General features: G+C 65.9%; 12 protein-coding genes and 1 pseudogene. 12 read left to right on the forward strand and 1 reads right to left on the reverse strand.

Annotation, left to right across the window (positions count from 1 at the left end; all coding sequences use genetic code 11):
- Nucleotides 1-33: 33 nt before the first annotated feature.
- Entirely contained in the window at nt 34-2,928 is a 2,895-nt protein-coding gene (locus AT699_RS09805; protein WP_024068347.1) for a valine--tRNA ligase, read from the reverse strand.
- Nucleotides 2,929-3,360: 432 nt separating this feature from the next.
- On the opposite strand from AT699_RS09805, the gene ndk reads away from it, so the two are divergent.
- The 12 genes and pseudogenes from ndk to hflK all read left to right on the forward strand — a co-directional run bounded on the left by ndk (nt 3,361) and on the right by hflK (nt 15,241).
- A complete protein-coding gene (gene ndk / locus AT699_RS09810) occupies nt 3,361-3,786 on the forward strand; it encodes a nucleoside-diphosphate kinase (protein WP_006387851.1) in 426 nt (141 codons plus the stop codon).
- A gap of 41 nt (nt 3,787-3,827) precedes the next feature.
- A pseudogene (rlmN, locus tag AT699_RS09815) lies at nt 3,828-4,982 on the forward strand (23S rRNA (adenine(2503)-C(2))-methyltransferase RlmN).
- Nucleotides 4,979-5,479 carry a helix-turn-helix domain-containing protein gene (locus tag AT699_RS09820; RefSeq protein WP_024068348.1) on the forward strand — a complete coding sequence of 167 codons (501 nt, stop codon included), beginning with the start codon at nt 4,979-4,981 and terminating at the stop codon, nt 5,477-5,479. The pseudogene rlmN and the gene AT699_RS09820 overlap by 4 nt, the downstream one beginning before the upstream one ends.
- Before the next feature lie 15 nt (nt 5,480-5,494).
- On the forward strand, nt 5,495-6,781 hold the full coding sequence (gene ispG / locus AT699_RS09825; RefSeq protein WP_024068349.1) for a flavodoxin-dependent (E)-4-hydroxy-3-methylbut-2-enyl-diphosphate synthase: 1,287 nt from the start codon (nt 5,495-5,497) through the stop codon (nt 6,779-6,781).
- Nucleotides 6,782-6,837: 56 nt separating this feature from the next.
- Nucleotides 6,838-8,124 (forward strand): histidine--tRNA ligase, encoded by a 1,287-nt coding sequence (gene hisS, locus AT699_RS09830; RefSeq protein ID WP_111727707.1) that lies wholly within the window; start codon nt 6,838-6,840, stop codon nt 8,122-8,124.
- A gap of 1 nt (nt 8,125) precedes the next feature.
- Complete coding sequence (locus AT699_RS09835; protein ID WP_006387856.1) at nt 8,126-8,764, forward strand: YfgM family protein; 639 nt, start codon at nt 8,126-8,128, stop codon at nt 8,762-8,764.
- A gap of 5 nt (nt 8,765-8,769) precedes the next feature.
- Nucleotides 8,770-9,930, forward strand: a complete 1,161-nt coding sequence (bamB, locus tag AT699_RS09840) for an outer membrane protein assembly factor BamB (RefSeq protein ID WP_006387857.1) — start codon at nt 8,770-8,772, stop codon at nt 9,928-9,930.
- Nucleotides 9,931-9,955: 25 nt separating this feature from the next.
- Entirely contained in the window at nt 9,956-11,311 is a 1,356-nt protein-coding gene (gene der, locus AT699_RS09845; RefSeq protein WP_006387858.1) for a ribosome biogenesis GTPase Der, read from the forward strand.
- A 3-nt stretch (nt 11,312-11,314) separates the two neighbouring features.
- Complete coding sequence (gene hisC / locus AT699_RS09850; protein ID WP_024068351.1) at nt 11,315-12,382, forward strand: histidinol-phosphate transaminase; 1,068 nt, start codon at nt 11,315-11,317, stop codon at nt 12,380-12,382.
- Between the two features lie 161 nt (nt 12,383-12,543).
- Nucleotides 12,544-12,780, forward strand: a complete 237-nt coding sequence (gene hfq, locus AT699_RS09855; RefSeq protein ID WP_006218585.1) for an RNA chaperone Hfq — start codon at nt 12,544-12,546, stop codon at nt 12,778-12,780.
- Between the two features lie 84 nt (nt 12,781-12,864).
- Nucleotides 12,865-13,971, forward strand: coding sequence for a GTPase HflX (hflX, locus tag AT699_RS09860; RefSeq protein WP_006387860.1), 1,107 nt, complete (start codon nt 12,865-12,867; stop codon nt 13,969-13,971).
- Nucleotides 13,937-15,241 carry an FtsH protease activity modulator HflK gene (gene hflK, locus AT699_RS09865; RefSeq protein WP_024068352.1) on the forward strand — a complete coding sequence of 435 codons (1,305 nt, stop codon included), beginning with the start codon at nt 13,937-13,939 and terminating at the stop codon, nt 15,239-15,241. The genes hflX and hflK overlap by 35 nt, the downstream gene beginning before the upstream one ends.
- Nucleotides 15,242-15,258: the final 17 nt, after the last annotated feature.

Genomic DNA, 15,258 nt, shown 5'->3' on the forward strand with positions numbered 1-15,258 from the left:
CGGGGCCCTTTGCATGAACGCATTGCCGGGCGATCAGTTGCCCAGCTTGCCGCGCTGTTCGCGCACCTTCTGCAGCGTCTCGCCGAATTGAGCCAGGCGGGCCTTTTCCTGCTCGACCACGGCGGCCGGGGCGCGTTCAACGAAGCTGGCGTTGGACAGCTTGCCGTTGGCCTTGGCGATCTCGCCTTCCAGGCGGGCGATTTCCTTGTCCAGGCGCACGCGCTCGGCGGCCACGTCGATCTCGACATGCAACATCAGGCGGCTGGCGCCCACCACCTGCACCGGCGCGCCAGCGTCGGGCAGGGCGTCCAGCACGTCCACCTGGCTGAGCTTGGCCAGCGCGGCCAGATAGGGGGCGTTGCGCGTCAGCGTGGGCGCGTCGCCCTGGGCGCACAGCGGCACTTTCTGCGCCGGCGACAGGTTCATCTCGCCGCGCAGGGCGCGCACGGCCTCGACCTGGGCCTTCAGTTCGGCCACGTCGGCTTCGGCGGCGGTGTCCACGGCGGCCGGATTGGCCTGCGGGTACGGCTGCACGCTGACACTGTCTGCCACGCCTTGCTTGCGCTTGCCGGCCACCACCGAGACCTTCTGCCACAGCTCTTCCGTGATGAACGGAATGATCGGGTGGGCCAGGCGCAGCACGCCTTCCAGCACGCGGATCAGCGTGCGGCGCGTGCCCAGTTGCTGGGCCGGCGTGCCGGTCTGGATCTGCACCTTGGCCAGTTCCAGGTACCAGTCGCAGTATTCGTCCCAGACGTAGCGGTACAGCGCGTTGGCCACGTTGTCGAAGCGGTAGTCGGCGAAGCCGCGCGCCACGTCGGCTTCCAGCGCCTGTAGCTGGCTGACGATCCAGCGGTCGACGAACGAGGTTTCGCCCGCGTCCGGACCGGTGAGGTCGTGGCCTTCGGTGTTCATCAGCACGAAACGGGTGGCGTTCCAGAGCTTGTTGCAGAAGTTGCGGTAGCCCTCGCAACGCTTCAGGTCGAAGTTGATGTTGCGGCCCAGGGTCGCGTAGGCGGCCATGGTGAAGCGCAGCGCGTCGGTGCCGAAGGCGGGAATGCCGTCCGGGTACTGGCGGCGCGTGGCCTTTTCGATGGCGCCGGCCTGCTTGGGATTCATCAGGCCGTAGGTGCGCTTGGCCACCAGGCCGTCCAGGTCGATGCCGTCGATCAGGTCGACCGGATCCAGCGTGTTGCCCTTGGACTTGCTCATCTTCTGGCCGTCGGCGTCGCGGATCAGGCCGTGCACGTAGACGTGCTTGAACGGGATCTGGCCGGTCAGGTGCGTGGTCAGCATGACCATGCGCGCGACCCAGAAGAAGATGATGTCAAAGCCGGTGACCAGCACGCTGGACGGCAGGTAGCGCGCCAGGTCGGCCGTCTTGTCGGGCCAGCCAAGCGTGGTGAAGGGTACCAGGCCCGACGAGAACCACGTGTCCAGCACGTCCGGATCGCGCTTGAGCTCGCCGGTGACGCCGGCGGCGCGGGCCTGCTGGACGGCTTCGGCCTCATCGTGCGCGACGAACACCTGGCCGTCATCCGAGTACCAGGCGGGAATCTGGTGGCCCCACCACAGTTGGCGCGAAATGCACCAGTCCTGGATGTTGTTGAGCCACTGGTTGTAGATGGTGGTCCAGTTGTCCGGGTAGAACTGGATGCGGCCGTCGGCGACGACCTCCAGCGCCACTTCGGTGATGCTCTTGCCCGGGTTGAGCGTGCCCTCGGGGGCCGGCTTGCTCATGGCGACGAACCACTGGTCGGTCAGCATGGGCTCGAGCACGACGCCGGTGCGGTCGCCCTTGGGCTGCATCATCTTGTGCGGCTCGACCTTGACGAGGTAGCCTTCGGCTTCCAGTTGGGCCACCACGGCCTTGCGGGCCTCGTAGCGCTCCATGCCCTGGAACTGCTTGGGGCCGTTCTCGTTGATGTGCGCGTCGAGCGTGAAGATCACGATCAGCGGCAGGTCGTGGCGCATCGCGCAGGCGTAGTCGTTGAAGTCGTGCGCGCCGGTGATCTTGACGCAACCGGTGCCGAATTCGGGGTCGACGAAGTCATCCGCGATGATGGGGATGTTGCGGTCGCACAGCGGCAGTTCGACTTCCTTGCCGACCAGGTGCTTGTAGCGCGGGTCTTCAGGGTGCACGCACAGCGCGCCGTCGGCCAGCATGGTCTCGGGGCGGGTGGTGGCGATGGTCATGCCGCGCAGGGTGACCGTCTGGCCGTCCTTGTCGACGATGGTCTGCGGACCGTCGACGAAGGGGTAGAGGATGTGCCACATGTGGCCGTCGGTCTCTTCCGACTGGACTTCCAGGTCGGACACGGCCGTCAGCAGCTTGGGATCCCAGTTGACCAGGCGCTTGCCGCGGTAGATCAGGCCCTGTTTATGCAGGCGCACGAAGGTCTCCACCACGCCGCGCGACATGCGGTCGTCCATGGTGAAGTACTCGCGCGGCCAGTCGGCCGAGGCGCCCAGCCGGCGCACCTGGCCGGTGATGGCGTTGCCCGACTTTTCCTTCCACTCCCACACTTTTTCGACGAATTTCTCGCGGCCGAGGTCGTGGCGGGAAACCTTCTGCGCGTCGAGCTGTCTTTCAACCACGATCTGCGTGGCGATGCCGGCGTGATCCGTCCCCGGAATGAAAACGGTGTCGTCGCCCAGCATGCGGTGGTAGCGGATCAGGCCATCCATGATGGTCTGGTTGAACGCATGGCCCATGTGCAGGGTGCCCGTCACGTTGGGCGGCGGGAACTGGATGACGTAAGGCTGACCTTCGGTCCCCGTTTTTACGTGCGACCCCGCGGCGAAGTAGCCGCGCTTTTCCCACTCGGCGTACCAGCGGGATTCGAGTTCGGCGGGTTCGAAGCTCTTGGAGAGTTCCGGGGAGTCGGTCGCGGCGGACGCGGCGTTCGGGGGAGCGGCTTGAGTCATTACAGGGTTCCGGCAGACAGGGCGCCCGGTCGATGGAAACGGGCAAGCAAACCGCTCATTTTAAGATGTAATGCGGTCGTATCGGCGTGTTAGAATACCGGGTTACTGTAAACCTTTTAGAAGTCCCTGAATTCATTGAGGTTTCGCCAAAAGTTCATTGAAAAAACGCTGCGAATTTCAGCGCAATGAATCGAGCGAAGCATTCGAGGTGGGACAGCCCGGGGGCAACCCCGGGATCACTCCGAAGGGTTGGCAGTGTCGAATCCCCGCCTTGGCACAGGCGGCCGGGACGGCCCGGAACGCGCTGTCAACGCAGTTGTTCCGAGTCGCTTGCGCGCCCATGGCGCGCTGCCGCTTGAAGGGTGACACCAACGAGCGCAGGCCACGCCAGGCAATCATAGAAACCAGTCAGTATCCGTTTTTGGAGTTCTCATGTCCGTCCAACGCACCCTCTCGATCATCAAGCCCGACGCCGTCGCCAAGAACGTCATCGGCCAGATCGTCGCCCGCTTCGAGCAAGCCGGCCTGAAGGTCATCGCCGCCCGCCTGGCCCAACTGTCGCGCGCCGACGCCGAGCGTTTCTACGCCGTCCACAAAGAGCGCCCCTTCTTCAAGGACCTGGTTGACTTCATGGTCTCGGGCCCCGTGTTCGTGCAAGTGCTGGAAGGCGAAGACGCCATCCAGAAGAACCGCGACCTGATGGGCGCCACCGATCCCAAGAAGGCCGCCCCGGGCACCATCCGCGCCGACTTCGCCGACAGCATCGACGCCAACGCCGTGCACGGCTCGGACGCGCCGGAAACGGCCGCTGTCGAAGTGGCTTTCTTCTTCCCCGAAATCAACATCCACAGCCGTTGATTTCCCGGAAATTCCTTTAGCGTCATAGCAATACCCTGGTCATGGAATCCGTCGAACGAATCAACCTGTTGGGGCTGGATGGCTCCGCCCTGTCCGAACTCGTCGGGCAGTGGGGCGGCAAGCCGTTTCGCGCCCGCCAGTTGCAGCGCTGGATGCACCAGCGCGGCGCCGATTCGTTCGACGCCATGACCGACCTGGCCCGCGATTTCCGCGGCCAGTTGGCGTCCCGTTGCGTCATCGAGGCGCTGGCGGTCAACACCGAGCAGCGCTCGTCGGACGGCACCCGCAAGTGGCTGTTCGACGTGGGGCAGGGCAACGCCATCGAAACCGTCTTCATTCCTGAAGACGACCGCGGCACCTTGTGCATCTCCAGCCAGGCGGGCTGCGTGGTGAACTGCCGTTTCTGCTCGACCGGCCACCAGGGGTTCAACCGCAACCTCAAGACCAGCGAGATCATCGGCCAGTTGTGGTGGGCCAAGCGCGTGCTGGAAGCCGACGTCGGCACCGCGCGCCTGGAAGGCGCTCGCGCCACCGAAGACACCCGCGTCATCAGCAACGTGGTCATGATGGGCATGGGCGAGCCCCTGCTCAACTACGACCAGGTGCTGCCGGCCCTGCGCCTGATGCTCGACGACAATGCCTATGGCCTGTCGCGCCGCCGCGTCACGGTGTCCACGTCGGGCGTGGTGCCCATGATGGACCGCTTGTCGCAGGACTGTCCGGTGGCGCTGGCCGTGTCGCTGCATGCGCCCAACGACGCGCTGCGCGACGAGCTGGTGCCGCTGAACAGGAAATACCCGTTGAAGGAGTTGCTGGCCGCGTGCGAACGCTACCTGGCTTTCGCGCCGCGCGACTTCATCACGTTTGAATACTGCATGCTGGATGGCATCAACGATACCGACTAGCACGCCAAGGAACTGATACACATTGCCCGCCAGATCCGCTGCAAGCTCAATCTGATCCCGTTCAATCCCTTCCCCGCCTCCGGCCTGAAGCGTTCGCCTTCGGCCCGCGTCAAGGTGTTCGCCCAGCGTCTGATGGACGCCGGCATCATCACGACGGTGCGCAAGACCCGGGGGGACGATATCGACGCCGCTTGTGGTCAACTGGCTGGAGAAGTGCGCGACCGTACCCGCATCACCGAGCGGAACGCCGCGCAGCGCCAGACCATACCAATTAGACAGGTGCATGCATGACGCAGGATATCGCTTCTGCAGTTTCAGAGACGCCCGCGAGCGCGGGCGGTTCGGGCAATGTGGGCTCGGCGCTGCGCACGCTGCGCCAATCCAAGGGCTGGTCGCTCGACGAAGTGTCCAGCCGCATCAAGTTTTCGGCCAAGCAGATCGAGGCCCTCGAGAACGAACAGTGGGGCGATCTGCCCACCGGCGTCTCGCTGCGCGGCCTGATCCGCAACTACGCCCGCATGCTGGGCGCCGATTCGCAGGCGATCGTTGATTCGCTCGATCCCAAGGCCCGCGTCACCGGCCCGGTCAAGCTGAGTCCGGGAGCGCTGCATTCGGCCCATTCCATTCCCCAGTCCGGCGCCGACGATGATCGCGCGTCCTCGACCTCCTGGGGCTGGCTGATCGCCATCGTGCTGGTGCTTGCCGCCGGCGTCGCCTATGCCTTCTGGCAGGGCTGGCTGCCGCAGCAATGGCTGGCGTTCGACTGGCTTCCCAAGCTGTCCAAGTAAATACCGGTTTCGCCGATGCAAGATTCCTCTCTGCCTTGCCAGGATGCGCCGCCGCCCGCCGTGGGCGCGGCTCCCCGCCGCGCCACGCGTTCGGTGGCGGTGAAGTGGGGCGACCGCACGGTCATGATCGGCGGCGACGCGCCGGTGGTGGTCCAGTCCATGACCAACACCGACACCGCCGATGCCATCGCCACGGCGATCCAGGTCAAGGAATTGGCGCTGGCTGGCTCCGAGATGGTGCGCATCACCGTCAACACGCCCGAAGCCGCCAGGGAAGTCATGGCGATCCGCGAGCAGCTCGACCGCATGGGCGTGGACGTGCCGCTGGTGGGCGACTTCCACTACAACGGCCACAAGCTGCTGACGCAATTCCCGGACTGCGCCCAGTCGCTGTCCAAGTACCGCATCAATCCGGGCAACATGGGCGGCGGCAAGCGTCGTGACGACAACTTCGCCCAGATGATCGAAGTGGCCTGCCGCTACGACAAGCCGGTGCGCATCGGCGTGAACTGGGGCAGCCTGGATCACGAGCTGATGGCGCGCAAGATGGACGAAAACAGCCGCCGCGCCCAGCCCTGGGAAGCGCAGGCGGTGATGCGCGACGCGCTGGTGGTGTCCGCCATCAGCAACGCCCAGCGCGCCGAGGAACTCGGCCTGCGCCGCGATGCCATCATCCTGTCGTGCAAGGTCAGTCACGTGCAGGACCTGATCGCGGTCTACCGCGACCTGTCGGCGCGTTGCGACTATCCGCTGCACCTGGGCCTGACCGAAGCCGGCATGGGCAGCAAGGGCATCGTCGCCTCGACCGCCGCGCTGGCCGTGCTGCTGCAGCAGGGCATCGGCGACACCATCCGCATCTCGCTGACGCCGGAACCGGGCGGCGACCGCGGCCGCGAGGCCGTGGTGGCGCAGGAGATCCTGCAGACCATGGGCCTGCGCGCGTTCACGCCCATGGTGGTGGCCTGCCCCGGTTGCGGCCGCACCAGCAGCACGTTCTTCCAGGAACTGGCCGATAGCATCCAGTCCTACCTGCGCCGGCAGATGCCGGTGTGGCGCGCCCAGTACCCCGGCGTCGAAAGCATGAATGTCGCGGTCATGGGCTGTGTGGTCAACGGGCCTGGCGAAAGCCGCCACGCGGACATCGGCATCAGCCTGCCGGGCACCGGCGAGGTGCCGGCCGCGCCGGTGTTCGTCGACGGCGAGCGCACGGTCACCCTGAAGGGCGACCACATCGCCGAAGAATTCCAGGCCATCGTTGAAGACTACGTTGCGCGTCGCTACGGCGCGCTCGCCTCTCATTAAAAGAAAGGGTGTGGCCGCGAGGCGCGCTTGCCGGCGCGCGGAGCGGCATGATCAAGATGACTCAAGCTTTCCAGAAAGTCGCCGCCATTCGCGGCATGAATGACCTGCTGCCAGGGGCCAGCGCCCGCTGGGAGCAATTCGAGGAAATCGTGCGCGGCTGGCTGCGCGGCTACGGCTATCGCAATGTGCGTACGCCCGTGCTTGAGCATACGCGCCTGTTCACGCGCGGCATTGGCGAAGTGACCGACATCGTCGAAAAAGAGATGTACACGTTCACCGACGCGCTCAACGGCGAATCGCTGACCATGCGGCCCGAGATGACCGCCGGCATCGTGCGCGCCTCGATCGAGCACAACCTGCTGTACGACCGCCCGCAGCGCGTCTACTCGATCGGCCCGGTGTTCCGCCACGAGCGCCCGCAGCGCGGCCGCTACCGCCAGTTCCACCAGATCGACGTCGAGGCCCTGGGCTTCGCCGGCCCCGATGTGGACGCCGAACTGATCGTCATGCTGGCCCGCCTGTGGAAGCTGCTGGGCCTGACCGACGTGCGCCTCGAACTGAATTCGCTGGGCCAGCCGGCCGAGCGCGCCGCGCACCGCGCCGCCCTGATCGCGCACCTGGAAAAGCACGTCGACATCCTGGACGAGGACGGCAAGCGCCGCCTGTATACCAACCCGCTGCGCGTGCTGGACACCAAGAACCCCGCCATGCAGGAAATGGCCGACAGCGCCCCGCGCCTGTTCGACTTCCTGGGCGAGGAATCGCGCGCGCACTTCGACGGCGTGTGCCAGCGCCTGACCGACGCCGGCATCGAATACCGCCTCAACCCGCGCCTGGTGCGCGGGCTCGACTACTACAACCTGACCGTCTTCGAATGGGTCACCGACCGCCTGGGTTCCCAGGGCACGGTGTGCGGCGGCGGCCGCTATGACGGCCTGATCGAACTGCTGGGCGGCAAGCCCGCGCCGGCCGTGGGCTTCGCCATTGGCATGGAACGCCTGCTGGATCTGTGGGAGCAGAGCGTGCAGGTCGAAGCGCCGGCCGAGTGCGACGTCTATGTCGTGCACCAGGGCGAAGACGCGCAGCGCCTGGCCGCCCGCGTCGGTGAAGACCTGCGCGACGCCGGCCTGGCGGTGGTGGTGCATGCCGGCGCCGCCAGCTTCAAGTCCCAATTCAAGCGCGCGGACGCCAGCGGCGCCCGGGTTGCGGTTATCCTTGGCGCCGATGAAGTGGCTTCGCAGACCGCCAGCATCAAATTCCTGCGCGCCGACGCCCAAGGCGATGGCGCGCAGCAGCAAGTCCCGTTGGCGGGCTTGGCCGACGTATTGAATCTCAAGGGTTAGCATGGCATACGATCTGGAAGAACAGGAAAAACTCGACGCGATCAAGGCGTGGTGGGCCCGTTACGGCACCCTGGTGATGCTGCTGGTGGCCGCCGTGGCGCTGGCCTGGGGCGGCTGGTGGGGCGCGAAGGCCTACCAATCGCACAAGGCCAACCAGGCCATGGGCTATTTCGAGGCGCTCGAAGACGCGGCCCGCCTGGGCGGCGCCGATTCGTCGGTGCGCATCAAGGCCGCGGCGGCGACCCTGCGCGAGCAATACGGCTCGACCGGCTACGCCACCCGCGGCGCGCTGGTGGCGGCCCAGGCGCTGCAGGCCCAGAAGGACGTCGACGGCGCGCGCCAGCAGCTCGAATGGCTGGCCGGCCAGTCCAAGAACCCCTCGATGCAGGCCGTGGCCCGGCTGCGCCTGGCGGGCCTGTTGCTCGACCAGAAGCAGTACGACGCCGCGCTGGCACAGCTGAACAATGCGCCGGCCGCCTTTGCCGCCTTGTTCGCCGACCGCCGTGGCGATATCCTCGCGGCGCAAGGCAAGCGCGATGAAGCGCGTGCCGCGTGGCAAAGCGCCATCGATGGCCTGGGCACGGCGAATCCGCTGACCCAGGTCGTGCAACTGAAACTGGATGCCCTGAGCGGAGCGTGACTGTAATGCGTAAATTTGCTTTTGGTCGTACGACGTGGCGTGGCGCGGTATGCCTGACGGGCCTGCTGGCCCTGGGCGGCTGCGGCCTGTTTTCCCATGACGATGGCCGCTACGACCCCGCTCCCCTGACTGAATACAAGGCCGGCATGTCGGTGCGCCAGGTCTGGTCGACCTCGATCGGCAGTGGCTCCGGCCTGGGCTTCGCGCCCACCGTGCTGAACAATGCGGTCTACGCCGCCACCCCCGACGGCTCGGTCGGCAAGTTCGACCTGCAAAGCGGCCGTCCCATCTGGAAGTCGCAGGCGGGCGTGAAGCTGACGGCGGGCGCCGGCAGCGATGGCACCACCACCGCCGTGGCTTCGCCCGATGGCGACGTGGTCGCATTCGACGACAGCGGCAAGGTCAAGTGGAAGGTGCGCGCCACCAGCGACGTCAATATCTCGCCGGTGGTGGGGTATGGCATCGTCGTGGTCCGCAGCGGCGACTACCGCATCCAGGCCTTCGATGCCAACAACGGCGAACGCCTCTGGAGCGTGCAGCGCCCCGGCCCGGCGCTGGCCCTGCGCAGCGCCGCGCAGATGGTGCTGGCCGAAGGCCTCGTCATCACCGGCCTGCCGGGCGGCAAGCTGATGGCCATCGCCTCCGACAGCGGCAACGTGCAATGGGAAGGCACCGTCGCCACCCCGCGCGGCGCCAGCGACCTGGAACGCCTGACCGACGTGGTCGGCTCGCCCCAGATTGCCGGCAACCTGCTTTGCGCGGTGGCCTATCAAGGGCGTATCGTGTGCTTTGACGTCACGGCCGGCGGCCGTCCGATCTGGGCCAAGGACTTCTCCAGCGTCAGCGGCATGGTCCTGGACCAGCGCTTTGCCTACTCGGCCGACCAGAACAGCGTGGTCAACGCTTTCGCGCTCGACAACGGCGGCAACGTCTGGAAGCAGGCCGCGCTGAAGAACCGCCAGCTCACCGCTCCGGCCCTGCTGGGCGGCGCGCTCGCGGTCGGCGACCTGGACGGTTACGTGCATTTCCTGTCGCGCAGCGATGGCAGCCTGATGGCGCGCCTGTCCGTGGGCGGTGGCGCCGTGGTCTCGCCGCCGCAGACGACTTCCCAAGGTGTGCTGGTCCAGACGGGCAATGGCAATCTCGTCCTGATCGGCACCAACTAAACCCTCAAGAACAAAGCCTTACACCGTGTCTTTCAAGCCTGTCGTTGCCCTGGTCGGCCGCCCCAATGTGGGGAAATCGACCCTATTCAATCGCCTGACGCGATCGCGCGCCGCGCTGGTGGCCGATTTTTCCGGCCTGACCCGCGATCGCCATTACGGCGAGGGCAGGGTGGGCGAGATCCCCTTCATCGTCATCGATACGGGTGGTTTCGAACCGGTCGCCAAGGACGGCATCCTGCTGGAAATGGCGCGCCAGACCCGGCAGGCCATCGCCGAGGCCGACGTCGTGGTGTTCCTGGTGGACGCCCGCGCCGGCCTGAACGCGCATGACCACGAGATTGCCACGCTGCTGCGCAAGTCGGGGCAGCAGCGCGTGCTGCTGGCGGTGAACAAGGCGGAAGGCATGGGCGCGGGCGCCGCCATCGCCGAATTCCACGAGCTGGGCCTGGGGCAACCCTATCCCATCTCGGCGGCGCACGGCGACGGCATCGTCGACCTGATCGAACTGGCCCTGCAGGACCTGGCCGAGCCGCCGGCCGAGGAAGAAGAACCCGCCGAAGAGGGCGAGCACGATCACCGCATCAAGCTGGCCATCGTGGGTCGTCCCAATGTCGGCAAATCCACGCTGATCAACACGCTGATGGGCGAAGAACGCGTGATCGCGTTCGACATGCCCGGCACCACGCGCGACGCCATCGAGATCGACTTCGAGCGCGACGGCCGCCGCTACACGCTGATCGACACCGCCGGCCTGCGCAAGCGCGGCAAGGTGTTCGAGGCGGTCGAGAAGTTCTCCGTCATCAAGACGCTGCAGGCCATCGAGGCCAGCAACGTGGTGCTGCTGATGCTGGACGCGCAGACCGAGATCTCCGAGCAGGACGCCCACATCGCCGGCTTCGTGCTGGAAACCGGCCGCGCCGTGGTCGTGGCCGTCAACAAGTGGGATGGCCTGGACGGCGAGGAAAAGGAACGCATCGAACGCGAATTCATGCGCAAGCTGCGCTTCCTGTCGTTCGCCCGCGTGCACACCATCTCGGCCTTGCGCGGCCAGGGCATCAAGCCGCTGCTCAAGTCTGTCAACGCCGCCCACGCCGCCGCCTTCGCCAAGCTCTCCACGCCCAAGCTGACGCGCGAACTGCAGGCCGCCGTCGAGCAGCAGCCGCCGCCCCGCAAGGGCATCTTCCGTCCCAAGATGCGCTATGCGCACCAGGGCGGCCAGAATCCCCCGCTGGTGGTCATCCACGGCAACGCGCTGGACGCGGTGCCGGATTCGTACCGCCGTTACCTGGAAACCCGTTTCCGCAACGCGTTCGACCTGGCCGGCACGCCGCTGCGGATCGAATTCAAGTCTTCGCACAACCCCTACGCGCAGGAAAGCTGATCCATGAGCCGTTTCTGGAGTCCCGTGGTCGGGACGCTCAGTCCGTATGTGCCGGGCGAGCAGCCCAAGCTTCAGAACCTGGTCAAGCTGAACACCAACGAGCACCCCTACGGGCCGTCGCCCAAGGTGCTCGAGGCGATCCGCGCGGCGTGCGACGACACGCTCAAGCTCTATCCCGATCCGTCGTCCGACCGACTGCGCCAGGCGGTGGCCAAGGCGGTGGGCGTGGCGCCGACGCGCGTGTTCGTGGGCAACGGTTCCGACGAAGTGCTGGCGCACGCCTTTCTGGCGCTGCTCAAGCATGAACGCCCGCTGCGCTTTCCGGACATCACCTACAGCTTCTATCCGGTCTATTGCGGCCTGTACGGCATCGACTACGAGACCCTGCCGCTGACCGACGATTTCCGCATCGACGTCGAAGACTACCTGCCGGGCCGCCGCGGCCAGGCCGGCGCCATCATCTTCCCCAATCCCAATGCGCCCACCGGCCGCGCGTTGAGCGTGGCCGAGATCGAGCGCGTGGTGGCCGGCAATCCGGACACCGTGGTGGTGGTGGACGAGGCCTATGTCGATTTCGGCGCCGAATCGGTGATTCCGCTGACCGAACGCTACGACAATCTGCTGGTCATCCAGACGCTGTCCAAGTCGCGTTCGCTGGCGGGCCTGCGGGTCGGTTTCGCGGTGGGCAGCCCGGAACTCATCGATGGCCTGGAGCGGGTCAAGAACAGCTTCAACTCCTATCCCGTGGATCGGCTGGCCTCGGCCGGCGCGGTCGCGGCGCTCGAGGATGTCGAGTATTTCGAGCAGACCCGCCAGGCGGTGATCCAGACCCGCGGGCGGATGACGGCGGGCCTGCAGGCGCTGGGCTTCGAGGTGCTGCCGTCCAGCGCCAACTTCGTGTTCGCCCGGCATGCGTCGCGCGACGCCGCCGAGCTGGCGGCCGGCCTGCGCGAACGCAGCATCATCGTGCGGCATTTCCGCCTGCCGCGCATCGACCAGTTTCTGCGTATTACGGTGGGAACCGACGCCCAGTGCGAGTTGCTGCTGAAGGCGCTGGCCGAGGTCGTCTGAACCCCGGCTGAAGGGCCTTTCCGGCGGAAAACTCTGGTGTCATCTTTTGCATCCGACACAAGTAGCACGGGCCGGGAAAACCCTGTAGAGTACATGTTTCGGCGTGCCCCACCTGTAAAAAGCGCGTCATCACCCAATAACAAACAAATGGAGCCTGGCCAATGAGCAATAAAGGGCAAACTCTGCAAGATCCGTTCCTGAACACGCTGCGCAAGGATCATGTGCCGGTGTCGATCTACCTGGTGAACGGTATCAAGCTTCAAGGGCAAATCGAATCCTTCGACCAATACGTGGTGCTGCTGCGTAACACGGTCACGCAAATGGTCTACAAGCACGCCATTTCCACCGTCGTTCCCGCCCGCGCCGTGAATTTCCAGGTGGAAGTCCCTGCTGAGTAATCTCGCTCCCGCAGTACCTTTTATTGCCCGCCGGACGGTCGACGTCGGCGGGCATTTTCGCTTTGGCTCCAAAATGGTGCATGTATGCGCGCACTGATCATCAGCGTGGATCTGGGTGATCCCGACTTCACGGCCCACGCCGAGGAATTCGCCATGCTGGCCAAGGGCGCCGGCGCGGAAATCGTCGGCACGCTCACGGCCCGCCGCGACCGTCCCGACGCCAAGTTCTTCATCGGTTCCGGCAAGGCCGACGAAGGCGTGGGCATGGCCCAGGCGCTGTTGGCCGACATCGTGCTGTTCGACCAGCCCTTGTCGCCCGCCCAGCAGCGCAACCTGGAACGGGTATTCAACCTGCGCGTGGTGGACCGCGTGGCGTTGATCCTGGATATCTTCGCGCTGCGCGCCAAGAGCCACGAAGGCAAGCTGCAGGTCGAACTGGCCCAGTTGCAGCACCTGGCCACGCGCCTGACCCGCATGTGGAGCCACCTGGAACGGCAGCGCGGCGGCATCGGCATGCGCGGCCCTGGTGAATCCCAGCTTGAAATGGACCGCCGCATGATCGGCGCCAAGGTCAAGACGCTGCGCGAACGCCTCGATCGCGTCGAGCGCCAGCGCGTCACGCAGCGGCGCGCGCGGGCCCGCGGCGGTGCCTTGTCGGTGTCGCTGGTGGGGTACACCAACGCCGGCAAGTCGACATTGTTCAATGCCTTGACCCGGGCCGATACCTACGCCGCCGACCAGTTGTTCGCCACGCTGGACACGACCACCCGTCGCATCTGGATCGAAGGGGCGGGCAACGTGGTGGTATCGGACACCGTGGGTTTCATCCGCGACCTCCCGCATGACCTGATCGCGGCGTTCCGCGCCACCCTGGAAGAGACCGTGCACGCGGATCTGCTGCTGCACGTGGTCGACGCCGCCAGTCCGCAGCGCGATGAACAGATCTTCGAGGTCAACAAGGTCCTGGCCGAAATCGGCGCTGCCGCGATTCCCACCATTCTGGTATACAACAAGATCGACCGCGCTGGCCTGGAACCCCGGGCGGAGCGTGATGCCCATGGTACGATTGCGCGAGTATTTGTAAGCGCCACCGAGCGCGCCGGTTTGGACGCGTTGCGCGGGGCAATTGCGGAGACCGGACAGATTGTGGGAAACAATGCCTCGAATTATCAAACTCTTCAATCTGAATGACCCCGGCTGGGGTCGTGGAAACAATAATGGCTCCGAGCCGCCGCCCAAGCGGCCCCAAGGCAACGGAGACGGTCCGCCCGACCTCGACGAGGTCTGGCGCGATTTCAATAATCGCATCGGATCGTTGTTCGGCCGCAAGGGCGGGGGCGGTAACAATCGCCCTGGCGGCAATCGCGGCGGCATGACGCCGCCGTCACCGCGGGGTGCGCGCATCGGGCTGGGGGTGATCGCCCTGGTCGCGGTCGGCATCTGGGCGGCCAGCGGTTTCTACATCGTGCAGGAAGGCCAGGTCGCCGTCGTCACGCAGTTCGGCAAATACAAGAGCACTTCGCAAGCCGGCTTCCAGTGGCGCCTGCCTTACCCCATCCAGAGCCATGAAATGGTCAACGTGTCGCAACTGCGCACGTTCGAGGTCGGTTTCCGTGGCGGCGCCCGCAACAAGGTGCTGCCCGAGGCGCTGATGCTCACGACGGACGAGAACATCGTCGACATGCAGTTCGTCGTGCAGTACCGCCTGCGTGCCGATGGCGCGCCCGACTACCTCTTCATGACGCGCGACCCGGACGATTCCGTGCGCCAGGCGTCTGAAACCGCCATGCGCGAAGTGGTCGGCAAGCAGTCCATGGACTTCGTGCTGTACGAAGGCCGGACCACGGTCGCCAGCCAGGTCCAGGCGCTGATGCAGCAGATCCTCGACCGCTACCAGACCGGCGTGCAGGTCAGCACGGTCGCCATCCAGAACGTGCAGCCGCCCGAACAGGTGCAGGCCGCGTTCGACGACGCCGTCAAGGCCGGCCAGGACCGCGAACGCCAGATCAACGAAGGCCAGGCCTATGCCAACCAGGTCGTGCCGCTGGCCAGCGGCCAGGCTTCGCGCATGATGGAGCAGGCCGAAGGCTACCGCGCCAAGGTGACGGGCGATGCGCAGGGTAATACCGCGCGCTTCACCAGCATCCTGGCCGAATACGAGAAGGCGCCGCAGGTCATGCGCCAGCGCATGTACCTCGAAAGCATGCAGGAGATCTTCACCCGCGCCAGCAAGGTCATGGTCGACACCAAGAGCAACAACAACATGTTGTACCTGCCCCTGGACAAGATCATGCATCTGGCCGCGCAGGACGCCAGCAAGTCCGCGGCCGGCAGCGCCGGTTCGTCGACCCTGATCAATCCGCCCGCCCAGCCGCCGCTCCGCGGCAACGTGGCGCCGGTTCCGCAACCCTCCGGCAGCAGCAATAGCAACGCGCTGCCCCGCGACCGCCAGTCGCGCTAACCCGGAGGATTTCTGAT

This window comes from Achromobacter xylosoxidans, assembly GCF_001457475.1.
In the GTDB taxonomy this organism is placed as follows: domain Bacteria; phylum Pseudomonadota; class Gammaproteobacteria; order Burkholderiales; family Burkholderiaceae_B; genus Achromobacter; species Achromobacter xylosoxidans.

Coding starts and splice junctions, on each gene's coding strand:
- bamB (WP_006387857.1), top strand. CDS start 8,770: ATGCGTAAATTTGCTTTTGGTCGTACGACGTGGCGTGGCGCGGTATGC.
- hisC (WP_024068351.1), top strand. CDS start 11,315: ATGAGCCGTTTCTGGAGTCCCGTGGTCGGGACGCTCAGTCCGTATGTG.
- hfq (WP_006218585.1), top strand. CDS start 12,544: ATGAGCAATAAAGGGCAAACTCTGCAAGATCCGTTCCTGAACACGCTG.
- AT699_RS09820 (WP_024068348.1), top strand. CDS start 4,979: ATGACGCAGGATATCGCTTCTGCAGTTTCAGAGACGCCCGCGAGCGCG.
- ndk (WP_006387851.1), top strand. CDS start 3,361: ATGTCCGTCCAACGCACCCTCTCGATCATCAAGCCCGACGCCGTCGCC.
- ispG (WP_024068349.1), top strand. CDS start 5,495: ATGCAAGATTCCTCTCTGCCTTGCCAGGATGCGCCGCCGCCCGCCGTG.
- hflK (WP_024068352.1), top strand. CDS start 13,937: ATGCCTCGAATTATCAAACTCTTCAATCTGAATGACCCCGGCTGGGGT.
- hisS (WP_111727707.1), top strand. CDS start 6,838: ATGACTCAAGCTTTCCAGAAAGTCGCCGCCATTCGCGGCATGAATGAC.
- hflX (WP_006387860.1), top strand. CDS start 12,865: ATGCGCGCACTGATCATCAGCGTGGATCTGGGTGATCCCGACTTCACG.
- AT699_RS09805 (WP_024068347.1), bottom strand. CDS start 2,928: ATGACTCAAGCCGCTCCCCCGAACGCCGCGTCCGCCGCGACCGACTCC.
- AT699_RS09835 (WP_006387856.1), top strand. CDS start 8,126: ATGGCATACGATCTGGAAGAACAGGAAAAACTCGACGCGATCAAGGCG.